The 21,945-nt window shown below is 73.2% G+C and carries 19 protein-coding genes and 1 pseudogene; 2 read left to right on the top strand and 18 right to left on the bottom strand.

Annotated features, from left to right (window positions below; all coding sequences use genetic code 11):
• Positions 1-87: 87 nt before the first annotated feature.
• Complete coding sequence (locus tag AB0399_RS25315) at positions 88-1,074, bottom strand: NAD-dependent epimerase/dehydratase family protein (RefSeq protein WP_366412895.1); 987 nt, start codon at positions 1,072-1,074, stop codon at positions 88-90.
• Between the two features lie 85 nt (positions 1,075-1,159).
• Between AB0399_RS25315 and AB0399_RS25310 the strand changes: the two genes are divergently transcribed.
• The gene (locus tag AB0399_RS25310; RefSeq protein WP_366412894.1) at positions 1,160-2,302 is read left to right on the top strand and encodes an NADH-quinone oxidoreductase subunit D; all 1,143 of its coding nucleotides are present in this window, start codon (positions 1,160-1,162) and stop codon (positions 2,300-2,302) included.
• Between the two features lie 58 nt (positions 2,303-2,360).
• Here AB0399_RS25310 and AB0399_RS25305 read toward each other — a convergent pair whose 3' ends face one another.
• The 15 genes and pseudogenes from AB0399_RS25305 to dacB form a co-directional block, all read right to left on the bottom strand.
• A complete protein-coding gene (locus tag AB0399_RS25305) occupies positions 2,361-3,392 on the bottom strand; it encodes a hypothetical protein (protein WP_366412893.1) in 1,032 nt (343 codons plus the stop codon).
• Between the two features lie 183 nt (positions 3,393-3,575).
• Complete coding sequence (locus AB0399_RS25300) at positions 3,576-4,049, bottom strand: rhodanese-like domain-containing protein (protein WP_366412892.1); 474 nt, start codon at positions 4,047-4,049, stop codon at positions 3,576-3,578.
• Positions 4,050-4,054: 5 nt separating this feature from the next.
• The gene (locus tag AB0399_RS25295; protein ID WP_366412891.1) at positions 4,055-4,606 is read right to left on the bottom strand and encodes a cysteine dioxygenase; all 552 of its coding nucleotides are present in this window, start codon (positions 4,604-4,606) and stop codon (positions 4,055-4,057) included.
• A 453-nt stretch (positions 4,607-5,059) separates the two neighbouring features.
• A complete protein-coding gene (locus AB0399_RS25290; RefSeq protein WP_328465264.1) occupies positions 5,060-5,554 on the bottom strand; it encodes a DUF3180 domain-containing protein in 495 nt (164 codons plus the stop codon).
• 95 nt (positions 5,555-5,649) lie between these two features.
• Positions 5,650-6,288 (bottom strand): 2-amino-4-hydroxy-6-hydroxymethyldihydropteridine diphosphokinase, encoded by a 639-nt coding sequence (folK, locus tag AB0399_RS25285; RefSeq protein WP_329368147.1) that lies wholly within the window; start codon positions 6,286-6,288, stop codon positions 5,650-5,652.
• Complete coding sequence (folB, locus tag AB0399_RS25280) at positions 6,285-6,644, bottom strand: dihydroneopterin aldolase (RefSeq protein ID WP_328465268.1); 360 nt, start codon at positions 6,642-6,644, stop codon at positions 6,285-6,287. Before folB ends, folK begins: the two co-directional genes overlap by 4 nt.
• A gap of 311 nt (positions 6,645-6,955) precedes the next feature.
• A pseudogene (locus AB0399_RS25275) lies at positions 6,956-7,411 on the bottom strand (nuclear transport factor 2 family protein); the annotation flags it as partial.
• On the bottom strand, positions 7,408-8,307 hold the full coding sequence (gene folP / locus AB0399_RS25270; RefSeq protein ID WP_328465270.1) for a dihydropteroate synthase: 900 nt from the start codon (positions 8,305-8,307) through the stop codon (positions 7,408-7,410). The gene folP and the pseudogene AB0399_RS25275, both read right to left, overlap by 4 nt.
• Before the next feature lie 61 nt (positions 8,308-8,368).
• A complete protein-coding gene (locus tag AB0399_RS25265; RefSeq protein WP_366412890.1) occupies positions 8,369-10,189 on the bottom strand; it encodes a phosphatidylglycerol lysyltransferase domain-containing protein in 1,821 nt (606 codons plus the stop codon).
• A gap of 244 nt (positions 10,190-10,433) precedes the next feature.
• Positions 10,434-11,042: a GTP cyclohydrolase I FolE gene (gene folE, locus AB0399_RS25260; RefSeq protein WP_329368141.1), complete on the bottom strand. Its 609-nt coding sequence runs from the start codon at positions 11,040-11,042 to the stop codon at positions 10,434-10,436.
• Positions 11,043-11,242: 200 nt separating this feature from the next.
• On the bottom strand, positions 11,243-13,288 hold the full coding sequence (ftsH, locus tag AB0399_RS25255) for an ATP-dependent zinc metalloprotease FtsH (protein WP_329368139.1): 2,046 nt from the start codon (positions 13,286-13,288) through the stop codon (positions 11,243-11,245).
• Between the two features lie 220 nt (positions 13,289-13,508).
• The gene (gene hpt, locus AB0399_RS25250; RefSeq protein WP_328465278.1) at positions 13,509-14,063 is read right to left on the bottom strand and encodes a hypoxanthine phosphoribosyltransferase; all 555 of its coding nucleotides are present in this window, start codon (positions 14,061-14,063) and stop codon (positions 13,509-13,511) included.
• Positions 14,064-14,091: 28 nt separating this feature from the next.
• Positions 14,092-15,186 carry a tRNA lysidine(34) synthetase TilS gene (gene tilS, locus AB0399_RS25245; protein ID WP_328465280.1) on the bottom strand — a complete coding sequence of 365 codons (1,095 nt, stop codon included), beginning with the start codon at positions 15,184-15,186 and terminating at the stop codon, positions 14,092-14,094.
• 318 nt (positions 15,187-15,504) lie between these two features.
• Positions 15,505-16,683, bottom strand: coding sequence for a zinc-dependent metalloprotease (locus tag AB0399_RS25240; protein ID WP_329368136.1), 1,179 nt, complete (start codon positions 16,681-16,683; stop codon positions 15,505-15,507).
• Positions 16,684-17,158: 475 nt separating this feature from the next.
• Complete coding sequence (gene dacB, locus AB0399_RS25235; RefSeq protein WP_366412889.1) at positions 17,159-18,574, bottom strand: D-alanyl-D-alanine carboxypeptidase/D-alanyl-D-alanine-endopeptidase; 1,416 nt, start codon at positions 18,572-18,574, stop codon at positions 17,159-17,161.
• A 114-nt stretch (positions 18,575-18,688) separates the two neighbouring features.
• Here dacB and AB0399_RS25230 point away from each other — a divergent pair, with 114 nt between their 5' ends.
• A complete protein-coding gene (locus AB0399_RS25230) occupies positions 18,689-19,183 on the top strand; it encodes an inorganic diphosphatase (protein ID WP_328465286.1) in 495 nt (164 codons plus the stop codon).
• Positions 19,184-19,301: 118 nt separating this feature from the next.
• Here the strand turns inward: AB0399_RS25230 and AB0399_RS25225 are convergent, their stop codons facing one another.
• The gene (locus AB0399_RS25225) at positions 19,302-21,065 is read right to left on the bottom strand and encodes an MFS transporter (RefSeq protein WP_366412888.1); all 1,764 of its coding nucleotides are present in this window, start codon (positions 21,063-21,065) and stop codon (positions 19,302-19,304) included.
• A 162-nt stretch (positions 21,066-21,227) separates the two neighbouring features.
• On the bottom strand, positions 21,228-21,848 hold the full coding sequence (locus tag AB0399_RS25220) for a TetR family transcriptional regulator (RefSeq protein WP_329368127.1): 621 nt from the start codon (positions 21,846-21,848) through the stop codon (positions 21,228-21,230).
• Between the last annotated feature and the right edge of the window lie 97 nt (positions 21,849-21,945).

The following is a 21,945-nucleotide window of genomic DNA, read 5'->3' as shown; positions in this document are numbered from 1 at the left end:
GCGGAGCGGAGTGCGCCGGAGCGGATCGGCGCGGACCTGAGCGGACCGGATGCCGTGCGCCGGATGCCGTGCGCCGGACGCCGTGCGTCAGCCGGCGAGTTCGCCGAGCCCGTCGAGCACCCTGCGCTCCACCTCCGGGTCGAGCCCCACCGGCTCGCGGTCCGGCCGCTGGGGCGCCACCCCGCCGATGCCCTCCAGCCAGCGCCAGGTGTCCGCGACGGTCTCCCCGACCGGACGGCAGCGCAGGCCCGCGCCCAGCGCCTTCCGCACGTCGCCGCGGTGCAGCGTGTCGTGCAGCTCGCCCGGCGGCAGCCACACCGGCAGGTCCGTCCACGGCTCGATCCCGGCCGCCTCGACCACCTCCGGCGCCACCCAGCGCAGCGCCGCGTCCGAGCCGGTCACCCGCGCGCACGTCTCCAGCAGCTCGCCCATCGTGGTGTGCCCGGACGGGCTGACCAGGTTGTACGGCCCGCCGAGGCCCGCGGCCAGCGCGTCGAGCGTCCAGCCGGCCAGGTCCCGTACGTCGATGTACTGCAGGGCCAAATCCCGCGGCCCGGGCGCCAGTACCTCACCGCCGCGGGCGATCCGCCGCAGCCACCACGGCAGCCGCCCGATGTTCTCGTACGGCCCCAGGATCAGCCCGGCCCGCACCAGCAGCGCCGCGTCGCCGTACGCCTCCTGCGCCGCGATCTCGCCGGCCCGCTTCACGTCGGCGTAGTCGTCGCCCTTGCCGTCGACCAGCGCGCCGTGCTCGTCCAGGCCCGCGCCCGCCGGATACGCGTACACCGACCGGCTCGACACGTATCCGTACCGGCCGACCCGACCGCCCAGCACCCGGACCGCGTCCCGCACCGCCGCCGGGTCCCCCGACCACGTGTCCACCACCGCGTCCCACTCCCCCGCGGCCAGTTCCCCCAACTCCCCCTTCGCCCGGTCCCCGCGCAGGCCCCGCGCTCCCGGCGGCACCTCCCGGTTTCCCCGGTTGAACACCGTCACCCCCCACCCGCGCTCCACCGCGTCCTCGACCACGGCCCGCCCGACGAACTCCGTCCCACCCAGCACAAGTAGTTCCATCCCCCCACCCTCCCTCCACCCCGGTCCCCGTCCCAGCGAATCCGCCGACGGCGTAGCCGGTCGGGCGGCCTGAGAGGATAGGGGCATGACGGAGACGACGGTCGGGGTCGGTGGGGCGGCCGAGAGCACGGACATGGTGCTGAACATCGGGCCTCAGCATCCCTCGACGCATGGGGTGCTGCGGTTGCGGCTCGTGTTGGACGGGGAGCGGATCAGGACCGCGGAGCCGATCGTCGGGTACATGCACCGCGGCGCGGAGAAGCTCTTCGAGGCGCGGGACTACCGGCAGATCATCATGCTGGCGAACCGGCACGACTGGCTGTCGGCGTTCTCCAACGAGCTGGGCGTGGTGCTCGCGGTCGAGCGGATGCTCGGCATGGAGGTGCCCGAGCGCGCCGTGTGGCTCCGGACGCTGCTGGCCGAGCTGAACCGGGTGCTGAACCACCTGATGTTCCTCGGGTCGTATCCGCTGGAGCTGGGCGGGATCACGCCGATCTTCTACGCGTTCACCGAGCGCGAGGAGTTGCAGCATGTGATGGAGGAGGTCTCCGGCGGCCGGATGCACTACATGTTCAACCGGGTCGGCGGCCTGAAGGAGGACCTGCCGAACGGCTGGACCGGGCGGGCGCGGGCCGCGGTGGCCGGCGTGCGGTCGCGGATGGGCCGCTTCGACGACCTGGTGGTCGGCAACGAGATCTTCCGCGGCCGCACCCGCGGCGTGGGGGTGCTGTCGGCGGCCGACGTGCACGCGTACGGGGTGAGCGGGCCGATCGCCCGCGCCTCCGGCGTCGACTTCGACCTGCGGCGCGACGAACCGTACCTCGGGTACGGGGAGTTGGGCGGCGTCCTGAAGGTGGCCACCCGGACCGAGGGCGACTGCCTGGCCCGGTTCGAGGTGCTGCTGGAGCAGACCCACAACGCGCTGGCGCTGGCCGACGCCTGCCTGGACCGGCTCGCCGAACTGCCGCCCGGCCCGGTCAACCAGCGCCTGCCGAAGGTCCTCAAGGCGCCCGAGGGCCACACCTACGCCTGGACCGAGAACCCGCTCGGCCTCAACGGCTACTACCTGGTGTCCAAGGGCGAGAAGACCCCGTACCGGCTGAAGCTGCGCTCGGCGTCGTTCAACAACATCCAGGCGCTGAACGTGCTGCTGCCGGGCACGCTGGTGGCCGACATGGTCGCGATCCTCGGCTCGATGTTCTTCGTCGTCGGCGACATCGACAAGTAGCCGGTGCCCGGGCGCCGTTGCCGCCGTCCCGGCGGAGGCGGCCAGCGGGCCTCGGCGGTCAGCGCGCGGCGCCCCGCAGGTCGCTGACGTCGAGCTGCTCGGTGTCGTCGTGGGCGGTGAGGTCGATCACCTCGGCCGCGGCCGGCTCGTGGTCGGGCGTGGCGGCCGGCGCGGAAGCGGACGCGGTGACGGCCTCGGACGCGGTGACGGCCTCGGGCGCGGCGGCGGGCTCGGGCGCGGCGGCCGGCGCGGGGATCGCGGCGGGCGCGGCGAGCGGCACCGGGGCGGCCGCGGGAAGCGACTTGTGGGTGCCGAAGAAGTCGAAGCCGCCGACCGCGCGATGGGCCTGGGCGGCGGTGGAGCGGCCCGGCTGGGCGTAGGGCAGGACGGCCGCCGCGGTGGCCGCGGGCACCAGGCGGTGCTCGCGGACCGGGAGCGCCTGCGACCCCGACGCGTGCTTGCCCTGCGGCTCGTCCGCGGCCGCGGCGTCCCGGCGCCGGGCGTCCTCGACGGTGCGCTGCGCCTGCTGGGTGGCGGAGTTGCGCGCGAGGTTGCGCAGCGCGTCCGCGGCCTTGAGGTAGGCGGCGGGGCCGACCGCGGCCACCCCGGTGCCCAGCGCGATCCGGGGCGCCGTGGCGCCCTCTCGCTGGAGCCGGCGCCGCGCCTCCAGGGCCCGGGCCCGCTCGCTCTCCGCGGTGGCGTAGCGCCGCAGCAGATCGGCGTGCTCCGAGCGCAGCCGCGCCAGCTCCGACCGCTTGCCGCGCAGCTTCTTCTCCAGCCGGCCGCGGATCTCCCTGGACTCCTCCAGGTCGGTCTCCAGCTCGGCCACCCGCTCGTCGGTCTTCCACTCGTCGCGGGTCCGCAGCGCGGTCAGCTCCGCCACCTCGCGCCCGGCCGAACGGTCCCAGGTCCGCGCGAGCAGCGCCCCGGCCACCGCGACGAGCGCGATCGCCACCGCGAGCACCCGCAGCAGCTCCGTATCACCGGCGAAGATTGATATGACGGCCAGTACGGCCGCGGTGCCTGCGACGGTCAGCGGCGGCATCATCCGGTGCAGCGGCTGGGAATGGCGGTGACGTCCACGGGGCATGGCCAGAAATTTAGCGTGCGCAAGGCTTCCGTGGGGGCCCGGGGCCCTAATTTTCGGGGGGTTTGGCCGTACCGTTGCGCACGTTCGTCACCCACCGCGCACGGTCGGACACGGCACGTGCGCACGGACATATTGGATCTTGGTCACCCGGGGCCTCACGCGTCAGGACCGCCGGTCGGGGGGTCACCGCGCGGGGTGCGCGCCCGGCGCGATCGGCGGGTGCGGAACGGTCGGACGGCCGTCCGGCGGGGTGACCGGCAGGCCCGCCGCGCGCCACGCCTGGAAGCCGCCGACGAGGTCGGTCGCGCGGTGCAGGCCGAGGTCGTGCAGGGAGGCGGCCGCCAGCGACGAGGCGTAACCCTCGTTGCAGAACACGATGACGGGCAGGTCGTGGCCGGTGGCGTGCGGGAGGCGGTGCGAGCCCTCCGGGTCGAGCCGCCACTCCAGTTCGTTGCGCTCCACGATGACCGCGCCGGGCACGGTGCCGTCGCGGTCGCGCAGCGCGCCGTAGCGGATGTCCACCAGCAGCGCGCCGCCGTCGCGGGCGGCCGCGGCGGCCTCGGCCGGGGAGAGCCGGGCCAACCGGGTGCGTATGGCGGCCAGATGGTCCGCTATCGAGCGGGGAACCCCGGAAGGACCGCCCTGTGCGCCGGTCATCCGTGTCACCACTCCTCGGGGCGCTCGACGAACTCCAGCCGCAGCGTGCTGTCCTTGCGGCTGTAGCGGCGCATCAGCGGCAGCGGCGGGTAGTACGCGTGCACGGACACCGCGTGGGTGGTCTCGGACACGTTCACCACCTGGTGCACGTGCTCGCGGCCGAACGCGCGGCCCTTGCCCTCGGGCAGGACGCGGCGCCGGTCCACGCCGTCGGCGAGTTCCAGCGACCGCCAGCCCTCGGTCGGCAGCGGCACCGCCAGCGAGTGCTCGGTCAACTCGCCCGCGGCGGTGACGAAGACGCCGTACGAGCCGCCGTGGTCGTGCCAGCCGGTCTCGGCGCCGGGCGGCCAGCCGATCAGCCACGCCTCGGCCCCGCCGGGTCCTTCCAGCCGCCGCCAGGTGCGGCCTTCGGCGTCCAGCGGGAGTTCGGCCACGACGGCGGCGTCGGCGGCGATCGAGCGGGCGAAGTCGAGGAGTTCGGCGGCGGTGGGCGCCGGGGACACGGCCGGCGCGGGGGCCTGAAGTCCCTCGGCGGGAGCCGCCGGAGCGGAAGTCACCGGAGCAGAAGTCGCCGGAGCGACGGCCGTGGAGCCGGCGGAGGACACGGGAGAGGCAGCGGGAACGGCGGACATGGGTACCACCCGAAGGGAGGAATGCGCGGACGACGCGCGGGCGAACGGTGGGCCGAGGGCGCGCGTCAGCGCGCGGCCGTACACACGCAGCCCGCGTACCGGAGGAGGTCGAGATGGACCCTCCGGTGCAGAAGCAGGCGCGTGCCGTTCACGGAACGGACTGAACCATCTCCGGCCCCGCCGGTCAAGTGCGCAGATCACAGCGGTTCGGCCGCCGCGCCGGTCGAACCGGGCGGCGGCCCGGCGCACGCGGCTCGCCCGCACGGGACCGGCTCACTGGATCAGCCCAGCCGATCCACCACGAGAGTCCGCGCCGGGTCCGCCCCGCCGGACCGCCGCCGAGGACTCCGCCCCGCCGGACCGCCTGCCGGGTCCGGCTCAGCGGGAGCGCTGCGCGGGCGTGCCGTGCTGCCGGTCGTCGTCCTCGGGAAGCCGGCAGACGCGTTCCAGGAACAGCGCCGCCGCCACCACCGCGATCCCGGCCAGCACCGCCAGCCCCGCGTAGATGGCCTGCTGCCGCCGGGGGTCCATGTCGAGCTTGTACATCACCAGGAAGATCCCGGTACCGCCGTACATCCCCACCACGAGGGACGCGACCAGCGCGCTGGCCTGCCCGAAGACGACCGCGCGGGCGGCGGCGAGCGGATCGACGCCCTTCGCGCCGGGCTGCCGCTCACGCTGGGCCCGCAGCCGGGACCTTATCGACAGCGCGGTGGCGAAGAGCGCGGCGGCGATCAGCGCGAGCACGACGGGCGCGGCGAGCGGCACCCCCGGCAGCGTCCCGAAGGTGTCCCACAACTTCGCCGCCGCCCACGACAGCACACCCGCGACCACGAAGATGCCGGCCAGCGTCCTGATCCGCAGGGTCCTCACCGGGTGTCCGCCTCCACGTCATTCCACACGTTCCGGTACGCGGATACGGGATTCGCGTACGTACTCGCCGAATATGCCGGCGCAGGTCCCAACGATTATTCGGGCAGCCGCAGTTCCACGTCGCCGCGCCGCCGTACGCCGCCGTCGCCGACCGCGGCCAGCAGTTCGGCGACCGGGCCGCGGCCGGGCAGCACGGCGGCCGGCTGCACGTCGTGCCACGGCACGAGGACGAAGGCCCGCTCGTGCGCCCGCGGGTGCGGAAGGGTCAGCACCGGGTCGTCGGACACGCAGGCGTCGTACGCCACGATGTCGACGTCGATGGTGCGCGGGCCCCAGTGCTCGGTGCGCACCCGCAGGTACGCCTCCTCGATGGCGTGGGCGCGCTCCAGCAGGGAGGCCGGCGGCAGCGTGGTGCGCACCACCACGACCGCGTTGAAGTACGCCGGCTGGCTGCCCTCGGGGACGCCCCACGGCTCGGTCTCGTACACCGGGGAGACTTCCTTGACCCGCACCCCCGGGGTGTCCTCCAGGGCGTCCACGGCGCCTTGCAGGGTCTCCAGGCGGTTGCCCAGGTTGCCGCCCAGCGCGATCACCGCGGTGCGCGGGTTCTGCAGGGTGCTGTCGGCGGCGTCGACCCGGGCGGTCACCTCGGCGGGCACGGGCTGCACGGTCGGATCGGCCACCCCGAACTCAGGGGCGTGTCCGGTGCTGTCGTCGGGATTCTCCGCACTCACGGGCGCCTCCGGGTGATCGTCACGGTCACGTCGTCGAACGGCACGGTGATCGGCGCGTCCGGCTTGTGCACGGTCACCTCCACCTCCTCCACCTGAGCGTGCCCCAGGCACGTGTCGGCAATGCGCTGGGCGAGGGTTTCGATGAGGTTGACCGGCTCGCCGGAGACGACGGCCGCGACCTGTTCGGCCAGCACACCGTAGTGCACGGTACGCGTCAGGTCGTCACCGGCCGCCGCCGCGGACGTGTCCAGGCCGAGCGCGAGATCGACCACGAAGGTCTGGCCGTCCGCCCGTTCGTGGTCGAACACGCCGTGGTTGCCGCGGATGCTCAGCCCGCGCAGTGTGACCCGGTCCACGCTGCTCACTCCTCCGTACCGTCGCCGGCGCCGCGCCGGCCGCGGCCGTCCTCGCCGCCGTCGTCGCCGTGGTCGCCGTCGTCCTTGCCGTCGTCGCCGTCATCGGCCTTGGTGGTGCCGTCGCCGGCCTCTTCGCCGTGCCCGTCGGTGTCGCCACCGTCGCCGTCGTCGTTGTCGCCGCCAGCGTTGTCGTTGGCGCCGTCGTCGTCGCCGTTGGCGCCGCCGTCCAGGTCCTCGTCGTCGGCCTTCGCGGCCTCCAGGACCTCGCCGAGCACGTCCTCTATGGCGGCGTCGACGTCGTCGGCCGCGATGTCGTCGTCCTCGTCGTCGTCATCCTCCTCCGCGAGCACCGGGGAGCCGTGGTGCGCCCACAGCCGCCAGCCCTCGGAGGTGCGCCGGAAGATGTTCGTGGCAACCACCAGGCCGCCGACCAGGGCGCCCGCGGAGCCGTCCTCCTCGGCGGGGCCACCGGTGAGGATGTTCTCGGTGCAGGTCACCAGCGCGGCGTCGCCGTCGACCGCGACCTCCACGTCGGTGAGGAAGAACTGGATGTACTCCGTGTTCGCCATGATCAGCGCGTACGAGCGCATCACCTCGCGCCGCCCGCGCAGCACCGGCCAGCCGGGGTGCACCGTCGAGACGGACTCCGCGAGCGGGCCGGTCAGCACGACCGCCTCCAGCTCGTCGAGGTTGGAGTGCTCGATCGCGTCGTAGAACGCCTGGTTGGCCCGCTCGACCGCGCGCGACTCCGCGGTACGCCCCGTCACGCCTGTCCCTCGGGGGTCTCGGCGACCGCGCCGGAGCCGGCGGCCTCGATGGCGCGGGCCACCCGTACCGCGTCGGCGCTCGCCCGCACCTCGTGCACCCGCACCGCCCACGCGCCCTCGCGCGCGGCGATCGCGGTCACCGCGGCGGTCGCCGCGTCCCGTTCCCTGGCCGGCGGCGGCGCGGCCTGCGCGGTCCCGGCCAGCACCCGGCCGAGGAACCGCTTGCGGGAGGCGGCGACCAGCAGCGGGCGGCCCAGCGCGGCCAGTTCGGGCAGGTGCGCGAGCAGCGTCAGGTCGTGCTCGGCGGTCTTCGCGAAGCCCAGGCCCGGGTCGACCACGATCCGTTCGGGCGCGATGCCGCCCTCCAGCGCCCGGGTCAGCCCGGTCCGCAGCTCGGCGAGCACCTCGCCGAGCACGTCGCCGTAGACCGCGCGGTTGTTCATGTCGATGCTGCGGCCGCGCCAGTGCATCACCACGAACGGCACCGCGGCCGACGCGACCACCGGGACCATCGCCGGGTCGGCCAGGCCGCCGCTGACGTCGTTGACCAGCCGGGCGCCGGCCGCGACCGCCTGCTCGGCGACGGACGCGCGCATCGTGTCCACGCTCACCAGCACCCCGGAGGCCGCCAGCTCGCGCACCACCGGGATCACCCGGCGCAGCTCCTCCGCTTCGTCCACCCGCGCCGCGCCGGGCCGGGTGGACTCCCCACCCACGTCGACCAGGTCAGCGCCCTGCGCGACCAGGTCCAGGCCGTGCTTCACCGCCAGTTCCGGATCGAACCACTGCCCGCCGTCGGAGAACGAGTCGGGCGTGACGTTCACCACACCCATGACGGCGCAGCGATCCCACCGCGGCAGTCCGACCGGTCCGCTCCGCGCCTGTGACGTACTCATGCGCCCAGCGTACGGGTCTGTCCCTACGCCGCCGACTCGCCTCCGGGCGCCGGGCCGGGCGCTATGCCACGAACTTCCGCTCGGGGGCGTCCTCCAGGGAGGCGTAGCCGGGCTTGTGGCGGTGGGCGGGGCGGGCGGCGCGGCCGGGCAGGAAGCGCTGGAGGGCGTCGGGCAGCGGCAGCGACAGGGTGACGAAGCCCTCGGCCTGCATGATGGCGAAGCCGATCCGGGGCAGGTCGCGCGAGTTGGGGAAGACCAGGAACCGCGGCACCCACTGGGGCTGGAACTTGGCGTTGAACTTGTACAGCGACTCGATCTGGAACCAGCGGGACAGGAACACCAGCAGCCCGCGCCATCCGCGCAGCACCGGCCCGGCGCCGATCCGCTCGCCGCGGGCCAGTGCCGAGCGGAACATCGCGAAGTTCAGCGAGACGTGCTTCACGCCCAGCTCGGGCGCCTTCTGCAGGGCGGCCACGATGAGGAGTTCGTTGAGCCCGGGGTCGGCGGCGCGGTCGCGCCGCATCAGCTCCAGGGACATGCCGTCCGCCCCCCAGGGCACGAAGTGCAGGACGGCCCGCAGGTCGCCGAGTTCGGGGTGCGCGGCGTCCGCCTCGCACTCCTTGTGGGCGGTGACGACCACGCAGTCCCCGTCGGTCTCCTCGCCGAACCGGCCGAGCGCCATGGAGAAGCCGCGCTCGGTGTCGGTGCCGCGCCAGGCGTCCGCGGCGAGCCGCACCCGCTGCTTCTCCTCCTCGGTCAGCTCGTGCACCCGCCGCACCCGGCAGACGTATCCGCACCGCTCGATCCGCTTGACCATCTGCCGTACGTTCCGCATCGCCCGCCCGGCCAGCGTGAAGTCCACGACGTCCACGATCGCCTCGTCGCCGAGTTCCAGGGCGTCCAGGCCGGTCTCCCGGGTCCACACCTCGCCGCCGGTCTCGCTGCACCCGACGACGGCGGGCAGCCAGGCGTGCGCGCGGGCGAGGTCCATGTAGGACTCGATGGCGCCGGGCCACGCCTCCACGTCACCGATCGGGTCGCCGCTGGCCAGCGCCACGCCGGAGACCACCCGGTAGCAGATCGCGGCCTTGCCGCTGGGCGAGAAGACCACGGACTTGTCGCGGCGCAGCGCGAAGTGGCCGAGGGAGTCGCGGGCGCCGTGCCGGGCGAGCAGGACCCGCAGCCGCTGCTCGTCGTCCTCGCTCAGCTCGGCGACCGGGCGGGCCGGCCGCAGCACCAGGTAGGCGGTGGAGCAGGCGATGAGCAGGCCGAGGCCGCCCAGCGAGTAGCCGACCACGTCGCCGACCCGGTCGCTGGTGTAGTGCACCGGGCCGGAGAAGCCGAAGAGCCCGTAGAGCACGTGCAGGCAGCGGTCGGTGATGCCGGGGTTGCCGCGCTCGGAGGCGGGGTGGGCGCTGGTGATGACCAGGCCGAGGCAGAACGCCAGCGTGCTGAGGCCGACCAGGTTCACCACGGCCCGCCAGCGGGTGCGCGGGTCGGAGAGCGCGGTGAACTCGCCGCGGTACCTGATCAGCAGGGTGAGCAGGCCCAGCGAGACCACGGCGCCGAAGATCGAGTGCCGGTAGACGATCTGGGTGGCGGCGCCGAGCGGCAGCAGCAGTACCGCCGCCCACCAGGCGCGCTGCTTGCCCCGCTTCAGGCCGTGCGCCAGCATCAGCAGCAGGATGCCGGTGACCACCGCCGTCGCCGCCGCGAGCGAGCTGACGGTGCCCGGGAAGACCGCGGCCAGCTCGTGCATCCGCCGGTTGCGGAAGGCGGGGAACACCGCGGAGACCACGTCGAGCAGGCCGATCACGGCCGCCGCCGTACCGAAGATCTTCGGTACGGACGAGGCGTGCGGCATCAGGCGGTGGTGCGTCATGCGGGCGCGGTCAGCGGACAAGGTGCTCACAGGTTCCGGTATGAGGGACGGTTGCGCCCACTAGGACGGAATCATCCGTCTACGGGTTGCGCGCGAGTCGTGTCAATCCGCGACGATCTCTCGGCCGGGCGCGCTCGACAGCCCGCCGGTACGACCGGAAACCTTCCCCCCGGGCTGCTTCCGGTTACCCGGGCAGATCCTTCAGCTGCGCCGGATGCCTGGCTGCCCCGGTTCCCCCGAGCAGCTACCCGCGGCCGATGATCAGGCTCATCGCCTCGGAGCGCGTCGCGGGGTCCCTCAGCTGGCCGCGCACCGCCGACGTGATGGTCTTCGCCCCGGGCTTGCGCACCCCGCGCATCGTCATGCACATGTGCTCGCACTCGATGACCACGATCACCCCGCGCGGCTCCAGTATCCGCATCATCGCGTCGGCGACCTGCGTGGTCAGCCGCTCCTGCACCTGCGGGCGCCGCGCGTACACGTCCACCAGCCGCGCCAGCTTCGACAGCCCGGTGATCTTCCCGCTGCTCGCCGGGATGTACCCGATGTGGGCGACGCCGACGAAGGGCACCAGGTGGTGCTCGCAGGAGGACATCACCTCGATGTCCTTGACCAGCACCATCTCGTCGTGACCGAGGTCGAAGGTGGTGGTCAGTACGTCCTCGGGCTGCTGCCACAGCCCGGCGAATATCTCCCGGTAGGCGCGGGCCACCCGGCTCGGGGTCTCGCGCAGGCCCTCCCGGTCGGGGTCCTCGCCCACCGCGTAGAGCAGCTCACGGATCGCGGCCTCGGCCCGCTTCTCGTCGAACTCGCCGGGGATCTGGTCGCCGTCGAGCGTCACGGGGTCGGTCATGGGCCTCGCTCCTCCTGCCGGCGCCACCTGGCCGGTGCCGCCTCGCCGGTGCCGCCTTGCTGATGCGTCTTGCTGCTGCCATCGCGGCCGGTAGGGAAACGCAGCCGGTCGAAAACACGGCCGCGGCCCCAAGGCTAGAACCCTGGGGCCGCGAATCGCATTCCGGACAGTGCCCGAAACGGGGTGGATCGGTGTGATGTTCAGCTCTCCGGGCGGTCTTCCGGCAGGTCGACCGGCTCGGTGGGCTTGGTGGTGGAGACCGGCGAGGGGCCGCTTCCGTTGATCGCCTGGGCGCCGTTGGTCAGTGCCAGCTCCTTCGGGGAGAGCACCGGCGGCCGGGTGGACGGGGTCCGGCGAGCCGAACCGGTCCAGGCCGGGCGCGGCGGACGCTTGACCACCGGGGCGAAGATCTCGGCGATCTCCTCCTTGTTGAGCGTCTCCCGCTCCAGCAGCGCGAGCACGAGGTTGTCGAGGACGTCGCGGTTCTCGACGAGGATCTCCCACGCCTCGTTGTGCGCCGTCTCGATCAGCTTCTTGACCTCCTCGTCGACCAGCCCGGCGACCTCTTCCGAGTAGTCGCGCTGGTGACCCATCTCACGACCGAGGAACGGCTCCGAGTCGCTGGTGCCGAACTTGATCGCGCCGAGCCGCTCGGTCATGCCGTACTGCGTGACCATGGCGCGGGCGGTGGTGGTGGCCTTGTCGATGTCGTCCGAGGCGCCGGTGGTCGGGTCGTGGAAGACCAGTTCCTCCGCCGCCCGGCCGCCCATCATGTAGGCGAGCTGGTCGAGCATCTCGTTGCGCGACGTGGAGTACTTGTCCTCGTCGGGCAGCACCATCGTGTAACCGAGGGCACGGCCGCGGGACAGGATGGTGATCTTGTGGACCGGGTCGGAGTTCGGTGAGGCCGCCGCGACCAGGGCGTGTCCGCCCTCGTGGTAAGCGGTGGTCTTCTTCTCCTTGTCCGACATGATCCGGGTGCGCTTCTGGGGGCCGGCCACCACACGGTCGATGGCCTCGTCCAGCACGCTGTTGTCGATCACCTTCTTGTCGCTGCGCGCGGTGAGCAGCGCCGCCTCGTTGAGCACGTTGCTCAGGTCGGCACCGGTGAAGCCGGGGGTGCGGCGGGCGACGGCCATGAGGTCGACGTCCGGCGCGATCGGCTTGCCCTTCTGGTGCACGGTGAGGATCTCCAGCCGGCCGTTGAGGTCCGGCGGGTCGACCGCGATCTGCCGGTCGAACCGGCCCGGGCGCAGCAGCGCCGGGTCGAGGATGTCCGGCCGGTTCGTCGCGGCGATGAGGATCACGCCGCCCTTGACGTCGAAGCCGTCCATCTCGACGAGCAGCTGGTTGAGGGTCTGCTCGCGCTCGTCGTGACCGCCGCCGAGGCCCGCACCGCGGTGCCGGCCGACAGCGTCGATCTCGTCGACGAAGACGATCGCCGGGGCGTTCGCCTTGGCCTGCTCGAACAGGTCGCGGACCCGGGAGGCGCCGACGCCGACGAACATCTCGACGAAGTCGGAACCCGAGATCGAGTAGAACGGCACGCCGGCCTCGCCGGCCACGGCTCGCGCCAGCAGCGTCTTACCGGTGCCGGGACGGCCGTAGAGCAGCACGCCCTTGGGGATCTTGGCGCCGACGGCCTGGAACTTCGCCGGCTCCTGCAGGAACTCCTTGATCTCCTGCAGTTCCTCCACCGCCTCGTCGCAGCCCGCGACGTCGGCGAAGGTGGTCTTGGGGGTGTCCTTGGTGATCAGCTTGGCCTTGGACTTCCCGAACTGCATGACGCGCGAACCGCCGCCCTGCATCTGGTTCATCAGGAAGAGGAAGACCACCACGATCAGGACGAAGGGCAGCAGCGACAGCAGGATGCTGACGAACGCGTTCTGCTTGGACGGCGAGACGGTGTAGCCGTCGGGCAGTGCGACGCCCTTGACCTGTCCGTCCTGGATCTTCTGCAGGTTTGCGGCGATCGAGGAGCCCTGGTTGCCGATGTAGCTGGCGCGGACCTTCGAGCTGCCCTTGATCTTGTAGCCGTCCTTGAGCTGGACCTTGATGGAGTTGTCGTCCCCAGTGGTCAGCTGTGCGGAACTGGCGTGGTTGGTGTTGATCGCGTGCAGTACCTGGCCTGTGTCGACTGTCTTGTAGCCGCCGCCGGAGCCGACGACTTCCATCAACACGACCACGGCAAGGACAGCCAGCACGATCCACATGACCGGCCCACGGAAATAGCGCTTCACGTCCATCCATGCGGGGCGTAAACGCCCCGTCCCTCCTGCCGCAGTGAGGCACAGCCGCTGGTGGGCGGCGTGTGCATCCGGTGTATGACCCGATCCTTCGGACGGTACCCCAGCATTGTGACCCGAGGTTGCCGCCGACCGTTAACAATCCGGCTTTCCCCTGCTCCAACGGCGGGAAACCGACAGGGGTTCCCCGGGCCGCCGTGAGGGTGGTCTCAGTGCGGCCTCAGCCCCCGTAGACGTGCGGTGCGAGGGTGCCGACGAACGGCAGGTTGCGGTACTTCTCGGAGTAGTCCAGGCCGTAACCGACCACGAACTCGTTGGGGATGTCGAAGCCAGTGTATTTGACATCGATGCGAACCTTCGCCGCCTCGGGCTTGCGCAGCAGCGTGCAGACCTCCAGGGAGGCCGGGCCGCGCGATCCGAGGTTGCTGATCAGCCAGGAGAGGGTCAGCCCGGAGTCGATGATGTCCTCGACGATCAGGACGTGCCGTCCGGCGATGTCGGTGTCGAGGTCCTTGAGGATGCGGACCACGCCGGAGGACTTGGTGCCGGCGCCGTAGGAGGACACCGCCATCCAGTCCATGGTCACGTTGCTCGACAGGGCTCGGGCCAGGTCGGCCATCACCATGACGGCGCCCTTGAGGACACCGACGATCAGCAGGTCCTTGCCCGCGTAGTCCCGATCGATCTCGGCGGCCAGCTCCCCCAGCTTCGCGTCGATGTCTGCCTTGGCGATGAGCACCTTCTCAAGGTCGGCGCCCATGTCGGTCTCGTTCACTACGCGGTACGTCCTCAGGTCTGCGGCTCTACGACGGCGAGAACACCAGTCTGCCATCCGCCCTTCGGACGGCGACGCCGCCCGGCAGGTTGAGCGCCTTCTGCCCGCGCCAACCCGTCACCAGGCGGTCCACCTCTTCGATGTGGCGGGCGAAGAGGAAGCCGGGCGGGGACCCGGCGGCCACCGCCGCTCTGCGCAGCACCCGGCGCCGGACCGCCGCGGGCAGCCGGTGCAGCCGCGCCACGTCGAGGCTGCCGTCGTCGCCGGCCACGTCGGCCTGCGCGTCGGCGGCCCACTGGTCGAGGGCGTCGGCGTCGTCGCGCGAGAGCTGGGCGGTACGGGCCAGCGCCTGCACGACGCCCTTGCCGAGCGACTTCTCCAGCACCGGCAGCGCTTCGTGCCGGACCCGGGAGCGGGTGTACGCGGGGTCGTGGTTGTGCGGGTCCTCCCACACGGTGATGCCCTGGGCGAGGCAGCCCTGGCGGACGGTGTCGCGGTCGAGCAGCAGGAACGGCCGGCGGTAGCGGCCGCCGGTGCCGGAGACCGCGGCCATGCCGGACAGCGAGCGGGTGCCGGAACCGCGGGCGAGGCCGAGCAGCACCGTCTCCGCCTGGTCGTCCCGGGTGTGGCCGAGCAACACCGCGGCGGCGCCGCGGCGTTCGGCGACGGTGTCCAGCGCGGCGTACCGCGCGTCGCGCGCGGCGGCCTCGGGGCCGACCCGGCGACCGGTGCCGGTGCCCGCGGTGCCGACGTACGCGCCGCCGTGCGCGGCCGTGGTGGACTGCCGGCCGACGGTCACGCCGATCGCGTCGACGGGGTCGAGGCCGAGGGCACGCAGCCGCTCCACGACCTCCTGGGCGCGGCGGGCCGAGCCGCTTTGCAGGCCGTGGTCGACGGTGACGGCGCCGGCACGCATGCCGAGCCGGGGCGCTTCGAAGGCGAGGGCGGCGGCCAGCGCCATCGAATCGGCGCCGCCGCTGCACGCGGCGAGTACGAGCGGGCCGGCGGCGCCCGCGGTGGCGGTGGACGGCGCGGCGGACGCGTCGGCGGAGGCTGCGAGCACGTCGTGCAGGACGCGGCGGACCGCCAGACGTATCGCCGCGACCGTGGGGTGGGGTCCCATGTCCGGTTCCCTCCTGGGGAGGCTGGGTGGGGCGGGCAGAGCGAGAAGCCCTGCGAGACAGGTTGACGCAGGGTATTCAGATGGTGACAGAAGCCCGGGCATAACCCGAGCATCGCACGCGGCACCCCACGCCAGCGGTCCCTCGGACGGGTGAACCGGGCGCAAAACCAGCGGCCGGACCACCCTCAGCGGGGCGGCACGGCCGGTACGGGTGAGGCGGAGGGTGCGAACGGCCACGGCTCGCGGAGGCGCGGCCGGGGCTCGCGCTCCTGCGAACGAGCCCGCCCGCGTCCACGGCGGTACGGTACGGCGCCCGGCTCAGCCGTCGGTGCGGCCGTGCACCCGCGCCACCCACTCCGCGGGTTTGGCGATCTCCGCCTTGGTGGGCAGCGTGTTCGGCGAGGTCCACACGCGGTTGAAGCCGTCCATGCCGACGTCCTTGACCACGCCGCGCACGAACCGCTCGCCGTCGCGGTACTGCCGAAGCTTCGCGTCCAGGCCCAGCAGCCGGCGCAGCGCCTGGTCGAGCCGGCCCGCGCCGCTGGCGCGGCGCTGCCCGAACTTCTCCCGGATCTCCGCGACGCTCGGCACCACCTCGGGGCCCACGCCGTCCATCACGTAGTCGGCGTGCCCCTCCAGCAGCGACATCACGGCGGTCAGCCGGGTGAGGATCTCCTTCTGCGCGGGGGTCTGCACGAGGTCCACGAGGCTGCGGCCGTCGTCCGGCTCGCCGTCGGCCCCCTCCTCGCCCTCCTCGCGGTCCTTGCCCGCGCCGCTGAAGGTCTGCACCGCCTGCCGGACCCGCTCCACGACCGTGGAGGCGTCGAGTTCGGTCTCGCCGAGGAAGGACTGGATCTCGCCCTCGATGTGGTCGCGCAGCCAGGGCACGGCGGAGAACTGGGTGCGGTGGGTCTCCTCGTGCAGGCACACCCACAGCCGGAAGTCGTGCGGGTCGACGTCCAGCTCGCGCTCGACGTGCACGATGTTGGGGGCGACCAGCAGCAGCCGCCCGGCCCTGGGCTCCCCCGGGCCCGGCTGCACCGGTCCCGCGGGCATCTCCCGCGTGGCGGGGGCGAACGTCTCGTACTGGCCGAGCACCCGGGAGGACAGGAAGCTCAGCAGCATCCCGACCTCGACGCCGGTGACCTTGCCGCCCACGGTGCCCAGCATGACGCCGCCCGGGCCGCCCGGGCGGCGGGCCTGCATCTTGCCCAGCAGCGGTTTGAGCACCTCGCGGAAGCCCGCGACGTTGGCGCGGACCCAGCCGGGGCGGTCCACGATCAGCACGGGGGTGCCGTGCGGGCGGGCCCCGCCGTCGCCGTACATCCGCGTGAACGCGCTGACGTGGTTCTCCGACTCCTCCGCGTGGGTCCGCAACTCGGCCACGATCGCGCGTGCCTCGTCCCGGCTCACCTCCGGCCCGGGCCGCGTCAGCCGCTGCGCGGTCGCCACGGCGAGGTTCCAGTCGACCATCTCGCTTCCACCGATGCTCGTCATACCTTCACGGTACGTTGCCGCTCCCGCTTTGGGGGTGCCTAACGCTTCTCCGCCCCCGTTCTCGGAGCTCCGATCCGTCCGCGGGCCCCTGCGGGGTGGCCGCCTCCCCCTGCGGGGTGGCCGCCTCGCCTCGTCCGCGGGCCCGTCGTGGCCGAGCGCGCAGTTCCCCGCGCCCCTGGGTGGCGGCCCCTTGCTGTGGGCACCTACCTGCCCGCCGGACGTGGCTGGTCGCGCAGTTCCCCGCGCCCCTGAGTATGTGCGGCTGCTCCGCAGCGCACAGCAGGCCACCGGCCGGCACTCGGGAGCCAACCGCCACCGCGACGGCGGCCCCCCGAAGGGGCGCGGGGAACTGCGCGACCAGCCACAACGGGCCCGCAGACAAGAACGAGGCAGCCACCCCGCAGGGGGGCGCGGGGAACTGCGCGACCAACCACAACGAGCCCGCAGACGAGGACGAGGCAGCCACCCCGCAGGGTCAGGCGGTGGCTACGGCTGTCGCGAGGGCGTCGAGGGCGCGCTCGGTCGCGACGGGGTCGTATCCGCCCTGGGTCATGAACGAGAACGCGAGCAGCCGCCCGCCGGCGGTGACCACGGTCCCGGCGATCGTGTTGGTCCCCGTGAGCGTCCCCGTCTTCGCGTGCACCAGGCCCGCCGCAGGCGACCCGTGGAACCGCGCCGCCAGCGTCCCCGTGAAGTCCGCCACCGGCACCCCCGTGAGGATCGAGCGCAGCTCGGCGTGTTCAGGGCTCGCCGCCAGCGCCAGCAACCGCGCGAGGGTGACCGGCGCCAGCCGGTCGTCGTGGTCGAGCCCGCTCCCGTCGTGGAACGACGCCCGCGGCAGCGGCACCCCGTACCGCACCAGCGCCGCCCTGATCGCCGCCGCACCCCCCGCGAAGCTCGCCGGCCGCCCGCTCGCGATCGCGGCCTGCCGCGCCAGCGCCTCCGCGAGGTCGTTGTCGCTGTTGGTGAGCATGCGTTCCACGAGGTCGGCCAGCGGCGCCGACACGTGCGTGGCGAGCGTGGTGCCGGCCACGTTCCCCGCCGTCCCCGCGTGCTCGTGCGCGACGCCGGTCACGGTGATCCCCTGCTTGCCGAGCAGCTGCGCGAAGTCCCCCGCCGCGCTCGCCGCCGGGTCCCACGCGCGGGACGCGGGGCCGCTGCTGCTCCCGTCGAGCCGCCCCTCGTCGGCCATCAGCGCGGTGACCGGCGCGAGGTTCTCGTTGTGCCCGATGGGGTGCAGCGCCGGCCCGCTGTACAGCGACGTGTCGTATCCGAGCGCGATCTTCGTCCGCCCGGCCGCCTTCAGCGCCTTCGCGGTGTCCTCGGCGAGTTGCCCCAACTCCAGCGTGGGGTCACCGCCGCCGACCAGCACCACGTCACCCTTCCCGGTGGTCCCGGTCGCCACCACCCGCGTGGTCAGCCGCTTCTCCGGGCCGAGCAGGCCCAGCGCGGCCGTCGCGGTGGCGAGTTTGGTGGTGGACGCGGGGGTCGTCGCGGTGCCGTCCTGGTGGTCGTAGAGCACGCTGCCGCTGCTCACGTCGATCACGGCGCCGGTGCGGACCGGGCCCATGCCGTACGCCGTCAGCAGCGGGTCGAGCTTGCGGGCGAGCTCGACGGAGAGGCCGGCCGGCAGGGGCGCCGCGGAGCCGCCGACGGGCAGCAGGACGGGCGCCGCGGACGGCACGGCCCTCGATATGCCCCCGGGTCCGACCGGGGAGGCGGCCGTGGATGCGGGGCCTGGCGTGGCCTTCGGCTTCCCGCCCGGTCCGGCCCCGGCGTCCCGCGTGGCGGCGAAGTTCCGTTCCGCGGTGCGCTGCCCGCCCTGCCACGGCCCGGCCGCGGCCGCCGCCCCCGCGGCGACGACCACGCCCATCCCGGCGGATACCGCCACGACCTGCCACGTCCTGCCGAGCGGCACAGCCGACCAGCCCCTTTCGCGACCACCCCGATGCGTGGGAGACACTTAACCACCCACACTGTGTGCTGATCATTGAGGAGTAGGGCCGTGGAGTTCGACGTCACGATCGAGATCCCGAAGGGTTCACGAAACAAGTACGAGGTGGACCACGAGTCCGGTCGTATCCGCCTGGACCGCAGGCTCTTCACGTCCACGAGTTACCCCGCGGACTACGGCTTCATCGAGAACACCCTCGGCCAGGACGGCGACCCGCTGGACGCGCTGGTCATCCTGGACGAGCCGACGTTCCCCGGGTGCCTGATCACCTGCCGCGCCATCGGGATGTTCCGGATGACCGACGAGGCCGGCGGCGACGACAAGGTGCTGTGCGTGCCCGCGTCCGACCCGCGCGTGGAGCACCTGCGGGACATCCACCACGTCTCGGAGTTCGACCGCCTGGAGATCCAGCACTTCTTCGAGGTCTACAAGGACCTGGAGCCCGGCAAGTCCGTCGAGGGCGCGAACTGGGTCGGCCGCACCGAGGCCGAGGCGGAGATCGAGGAGTCCTTCCGCCGCCTGAAGGAGCACAACGGCGGTCACTGACCCCCGGTTTCCCGCACTACGGGCCCGCGGCCGTCATCGGCCGCGGGCCCGAGCCGTGCGGGTGGAGGAGGGGCCGCACGGCGGAGCGGGTCGAGCGGGACGGATCAGGCGGGGTGGGTCAACGGGGCTGCGGCTGGCGCTTGTCGGTGTACGTGCCGTCCGGCCGAGGGCCCGTACCGTCCGGCATTGAGCCCGTGCTGCCCGGCATTGAACCCGTGCCGTCCGGCATTGGGCCCGTGCTGCCCGGCCGGGGAACGGCGCCGTCCGGCAGGGAAGCCGGCCCATCCGCCGCGCCGGCCTGCTCGCCGACCTGCTCACCGACCTGCTCGCCGCGCCCGGCGGAACGCGACCGCGTGCCCCGCAGCAGCAGGGCGACGACGACCGCCGCGAGCAGGGCCACGCCCGCGCCCGCCAGCAGCGTCTGGTGGATGCCGTCCACGAAGGCGTGCCGTGCTCCGTCGGCGACCGGGCCGCCGACGCCGCTCGCCCCGGCCAGCGAGGAGCGGGCCGCGTCCGCCGCCCGCGGCGGCAGCCCGGCCGGCAGGTGCAGGTGCGTGCGGTAGCCCGCGCTGAGCAGGCTCCCGAGGACCGCGATGCCGAGCGCCCCGCCCAGTTCGCGCGACAGGTCGTTCATCGCCGAGCCGACGTTCTGCAGCGCCCGCGGCAGCGCGTCCGTGATCTCGGTGGTCGCCGGCGTCATCGCCAGGCCCATCCCGGCCCCGAGCGGGACCAGTCCGGCGACGACCAGCCAGTACGGGCTGTCGGTGCCCAGCCGTGAGAGGACCGCCATCGCGACCGCCACCAGCACCAGCCCCACCACCCACGGCCGCCGCACGCCGACCCGGGCCACCAGCCGCGGGGTCAGCCGGGTGGCGGGCACCAGCGCGCCGGCCAGCGGCAGCACGCTCACCGCGGCCACCAACGGGCTGTCCCCACGGACCAGTTGCAGATACTGCATGGCCACGAAGATGAAGCCGAAGAAGACGAAGAACTGCAGCGTGACCGACACCGAGCCCGCCGAGAACCGCCGGTTGCGGAACAGCCTCGGGTCCAACAGCGGCTGCTCCCGGCGCAGTTCCCATCCGACGAAGGCGGCGAGCACCAGCACGCCGAGAGCGATGCCGCCGAGGGTGAGCGGGTCGGCCCAGCCGCGGGTGGGCGCCTCGATCACCGAGTAGACGAGGGCGAGCAGGCCGAGCACCGCGATCAGCGCGCCCACCGCGTCGAGCCGAGGCCGCTCCGCCTCCGCCGACTCCGGTACGAAAGCCAGCGTGCCAACCGCGGCGACCGCCGCGAGCACCACGTTGAGCAGGAACACCGAGCGCCACGACCACTCCTGGAGCAGCAGGCCCGACGTCAGCAGGCCGACGACGGCGCTCGCGCCGGCCACCGCGGTCCACGCGCTCACCGCCTTCGTCCGCTGCTCACGCGGGAAGGTGCTGGTGATGGTGGACAGCGTCGCCGGCATCACCAGCGCCGCGCCCACCCCCAACAGGCCCCGCAGCGCGATGAGTTCGTCGGCGTCCTTGGTGAACACGGCCAGCACCGACCCCACGGCGAAGAGCACGAGACCGGCCACCAGCGCCCGCCGCCGCCCGAACCGGTCGCCCAACGCCCCCGCGGGCAGCAGCAATGAGGCGAACGCGAGGCTGTAGGCGTCCACGACCCACGACAACTGCGTCTGGCTCGCGTGGGTTTCGCGGGCCAGGCTGGGCAGCGCGACGTTCAGCGAGGCCATCGCCGAGACCACCGCGCCGAGCGCGAGGCACGTGACGAACAGGACCACACCGTGCCGGACGGCCGGGCCGGCCGGTGAGTCGGGGTGAGCGGGGCGGGCGGGTTCGGCGGGTGGGGTGCCGCTCCGCGAGTCCACGGTGCGCATGGGAGCCTCCTCCTACGGAATGTCGCTGTCCTGCTCACGGTCCCGCCCGGAGTCGGCCACTCGCCATGCTGATGAATTCCGGCCGCCGGTCGTACGGGGCTCCTGTCCGGTGCACCGCCCGAATCCGCCGGCCCTGATGAATTCCCGGGGCCGGCCGCCCCGCTACCCGGACGACCGCCGCTTACGGGTGGGCGGGCCCTGAAGGGCGAGCCGCAGGGAGGGGCCGAAGTGCCGGACGATGTCGTCCACCGACATGGACGCGATCGGCTCCAGGCGCAGCACGTACCGCGTCATGATGATGCCCGCCATCTGCGCGCCGAACGCCATCGCCCGCGCCTGGGCGTGCGCCCCGCCGATACGTTCGGCGATCCGGCCGAACACCTCGCGTTCGAGCATCTCCCGCAGGAGCGCGGCGAGTGCCTCGTCGGCCGCCGCGCTGCGGACCATCGCCTCCAGGGCGGGCCGGGTGTCGGAGGAGTCCCAGATGGTCACCAAGGCGCGCAGCGCCCGCAGGCTGAACGTGGCGGGGTCGCCGTCGAGCACCCGCGTCAGCACGTCCGCCGGGTTCGCCACCAGTGCCATCGCCGCGCCGAACAGCCCCCGCTTGGAGCCGAAGTAGTAGCTGATCAGGGCGACGTCCACGCCGGCTTCGTCAGCGATCGCCCGCAGGGTCACCGCCTGGTAGCCGTGTTCGAGGAACTTCTGCCGCGCGACGGCGAGGATGGCGCCGCGCGTGTCCGAAGCCCCCGGCCGGCGCCCCCGCCGGGGCGGTTCATCTGTCACCGTCCCCACGCTAGCGCCGTGGCCCAGGCTCCGTAGCGACCCCGTACTGACGCCGCACGGGCGCCGCACGGGCGTCGTGCGGGCGTCGTGCGGGCGC

Source organism: Streptomyces sp. NPDC088194 (assembly GCF_040702025.1).
In the GTDB taxonomy this organism is placed as follows: domain Bacteria; phylum Actinomycetota; class Actinomycetes; order Streptomycetales; family Streptomycetaceae; genus Actinacidiphila.
This window is presented reverse-complemented; position numbering and strand designations above follow the sequence as displayed.

Excerpts from the sequence above, each read along its gene's own strand:
- AB0399_RS25315 (WP_366412895.1), bottom strand. The coding sequence starts at position 1,074 with ATGGAACTACTTGTGCTGGGTGGGACGGAGTTCGTCGGGCGGGCCGTG.
- AB0399_RS25310 (WP_366412894.1), top strand. The coding sequence starts at position 1,160 with ATGACGGAGACGACGGTCGGGGTCGGTGGGGCGGCCGAGAGCACGGAC.
- AB0399_RS25305 (WP_366412893.1), bottom strand. The coding sequence starts at position 3,392 with ATGCCCCGTGGACGTCACCGCCATTCCCAGCCGCTGCACCGGATGATG.
- AB0399_RS25300 (WP_366412892.1), bottom strand. The coding sequence starts at position 4,049 with ATGACCGGCGCACAGGGCGGTCCTTCCGGGGTTCCCCGCTCGATAGCG.
- folP (WP_328465270.1), bottom strand. The coding sequence starts at position 8,307 with ATGAGTACGTCACAGGCGCGGAGCGGACCGGTCGGACTGCCGCGGTGG.
- AB0399_RS25265 (WP_366412890.1), bottom strand. The coding sequence starts at position 10,189 with ATGACGCACCACCGCCTGATGCCGCACGCCTCGTCCGTACCGAAGATC.
- folE (WP_329368141.1), bottom strand. The coding sequence starts at position 11,042 with ATGACCGACCCCGTGACGCTCGACGGCGACCAGATCCCCGGCGAGTTC.
- ftsH (WP_329368139.1), bottom strand. The coding sequence starts at position 13,288 with ATGGACGTGAAGCGCTATTTCCGTGGGCCGGTCATGTGGATCGTGCTG.
- tilS (WP_328465280.1), bottom strand. The coding sequence starts at position 15,186 with ATGGGACCCCACCCCACGGTCGCGGCGATACGTCTGGCGGTCCGCCGC.
- AB0399_RS25240 (WP_329368136.1), bottom strand. The coding sequence starts at position 16,683 with ATGACGAGCATCGGTGGAAGCGAGATGGTCGACTGGAACCTCGCCGTG.
- AB0399_RS25225 (WP_366412888.1), bottom strand. The coding sequence starts at position 21,065 with ATGCGCACCGTGGACTCGCGGAGCGGCACCCCACCCGCCGAACCCGCC.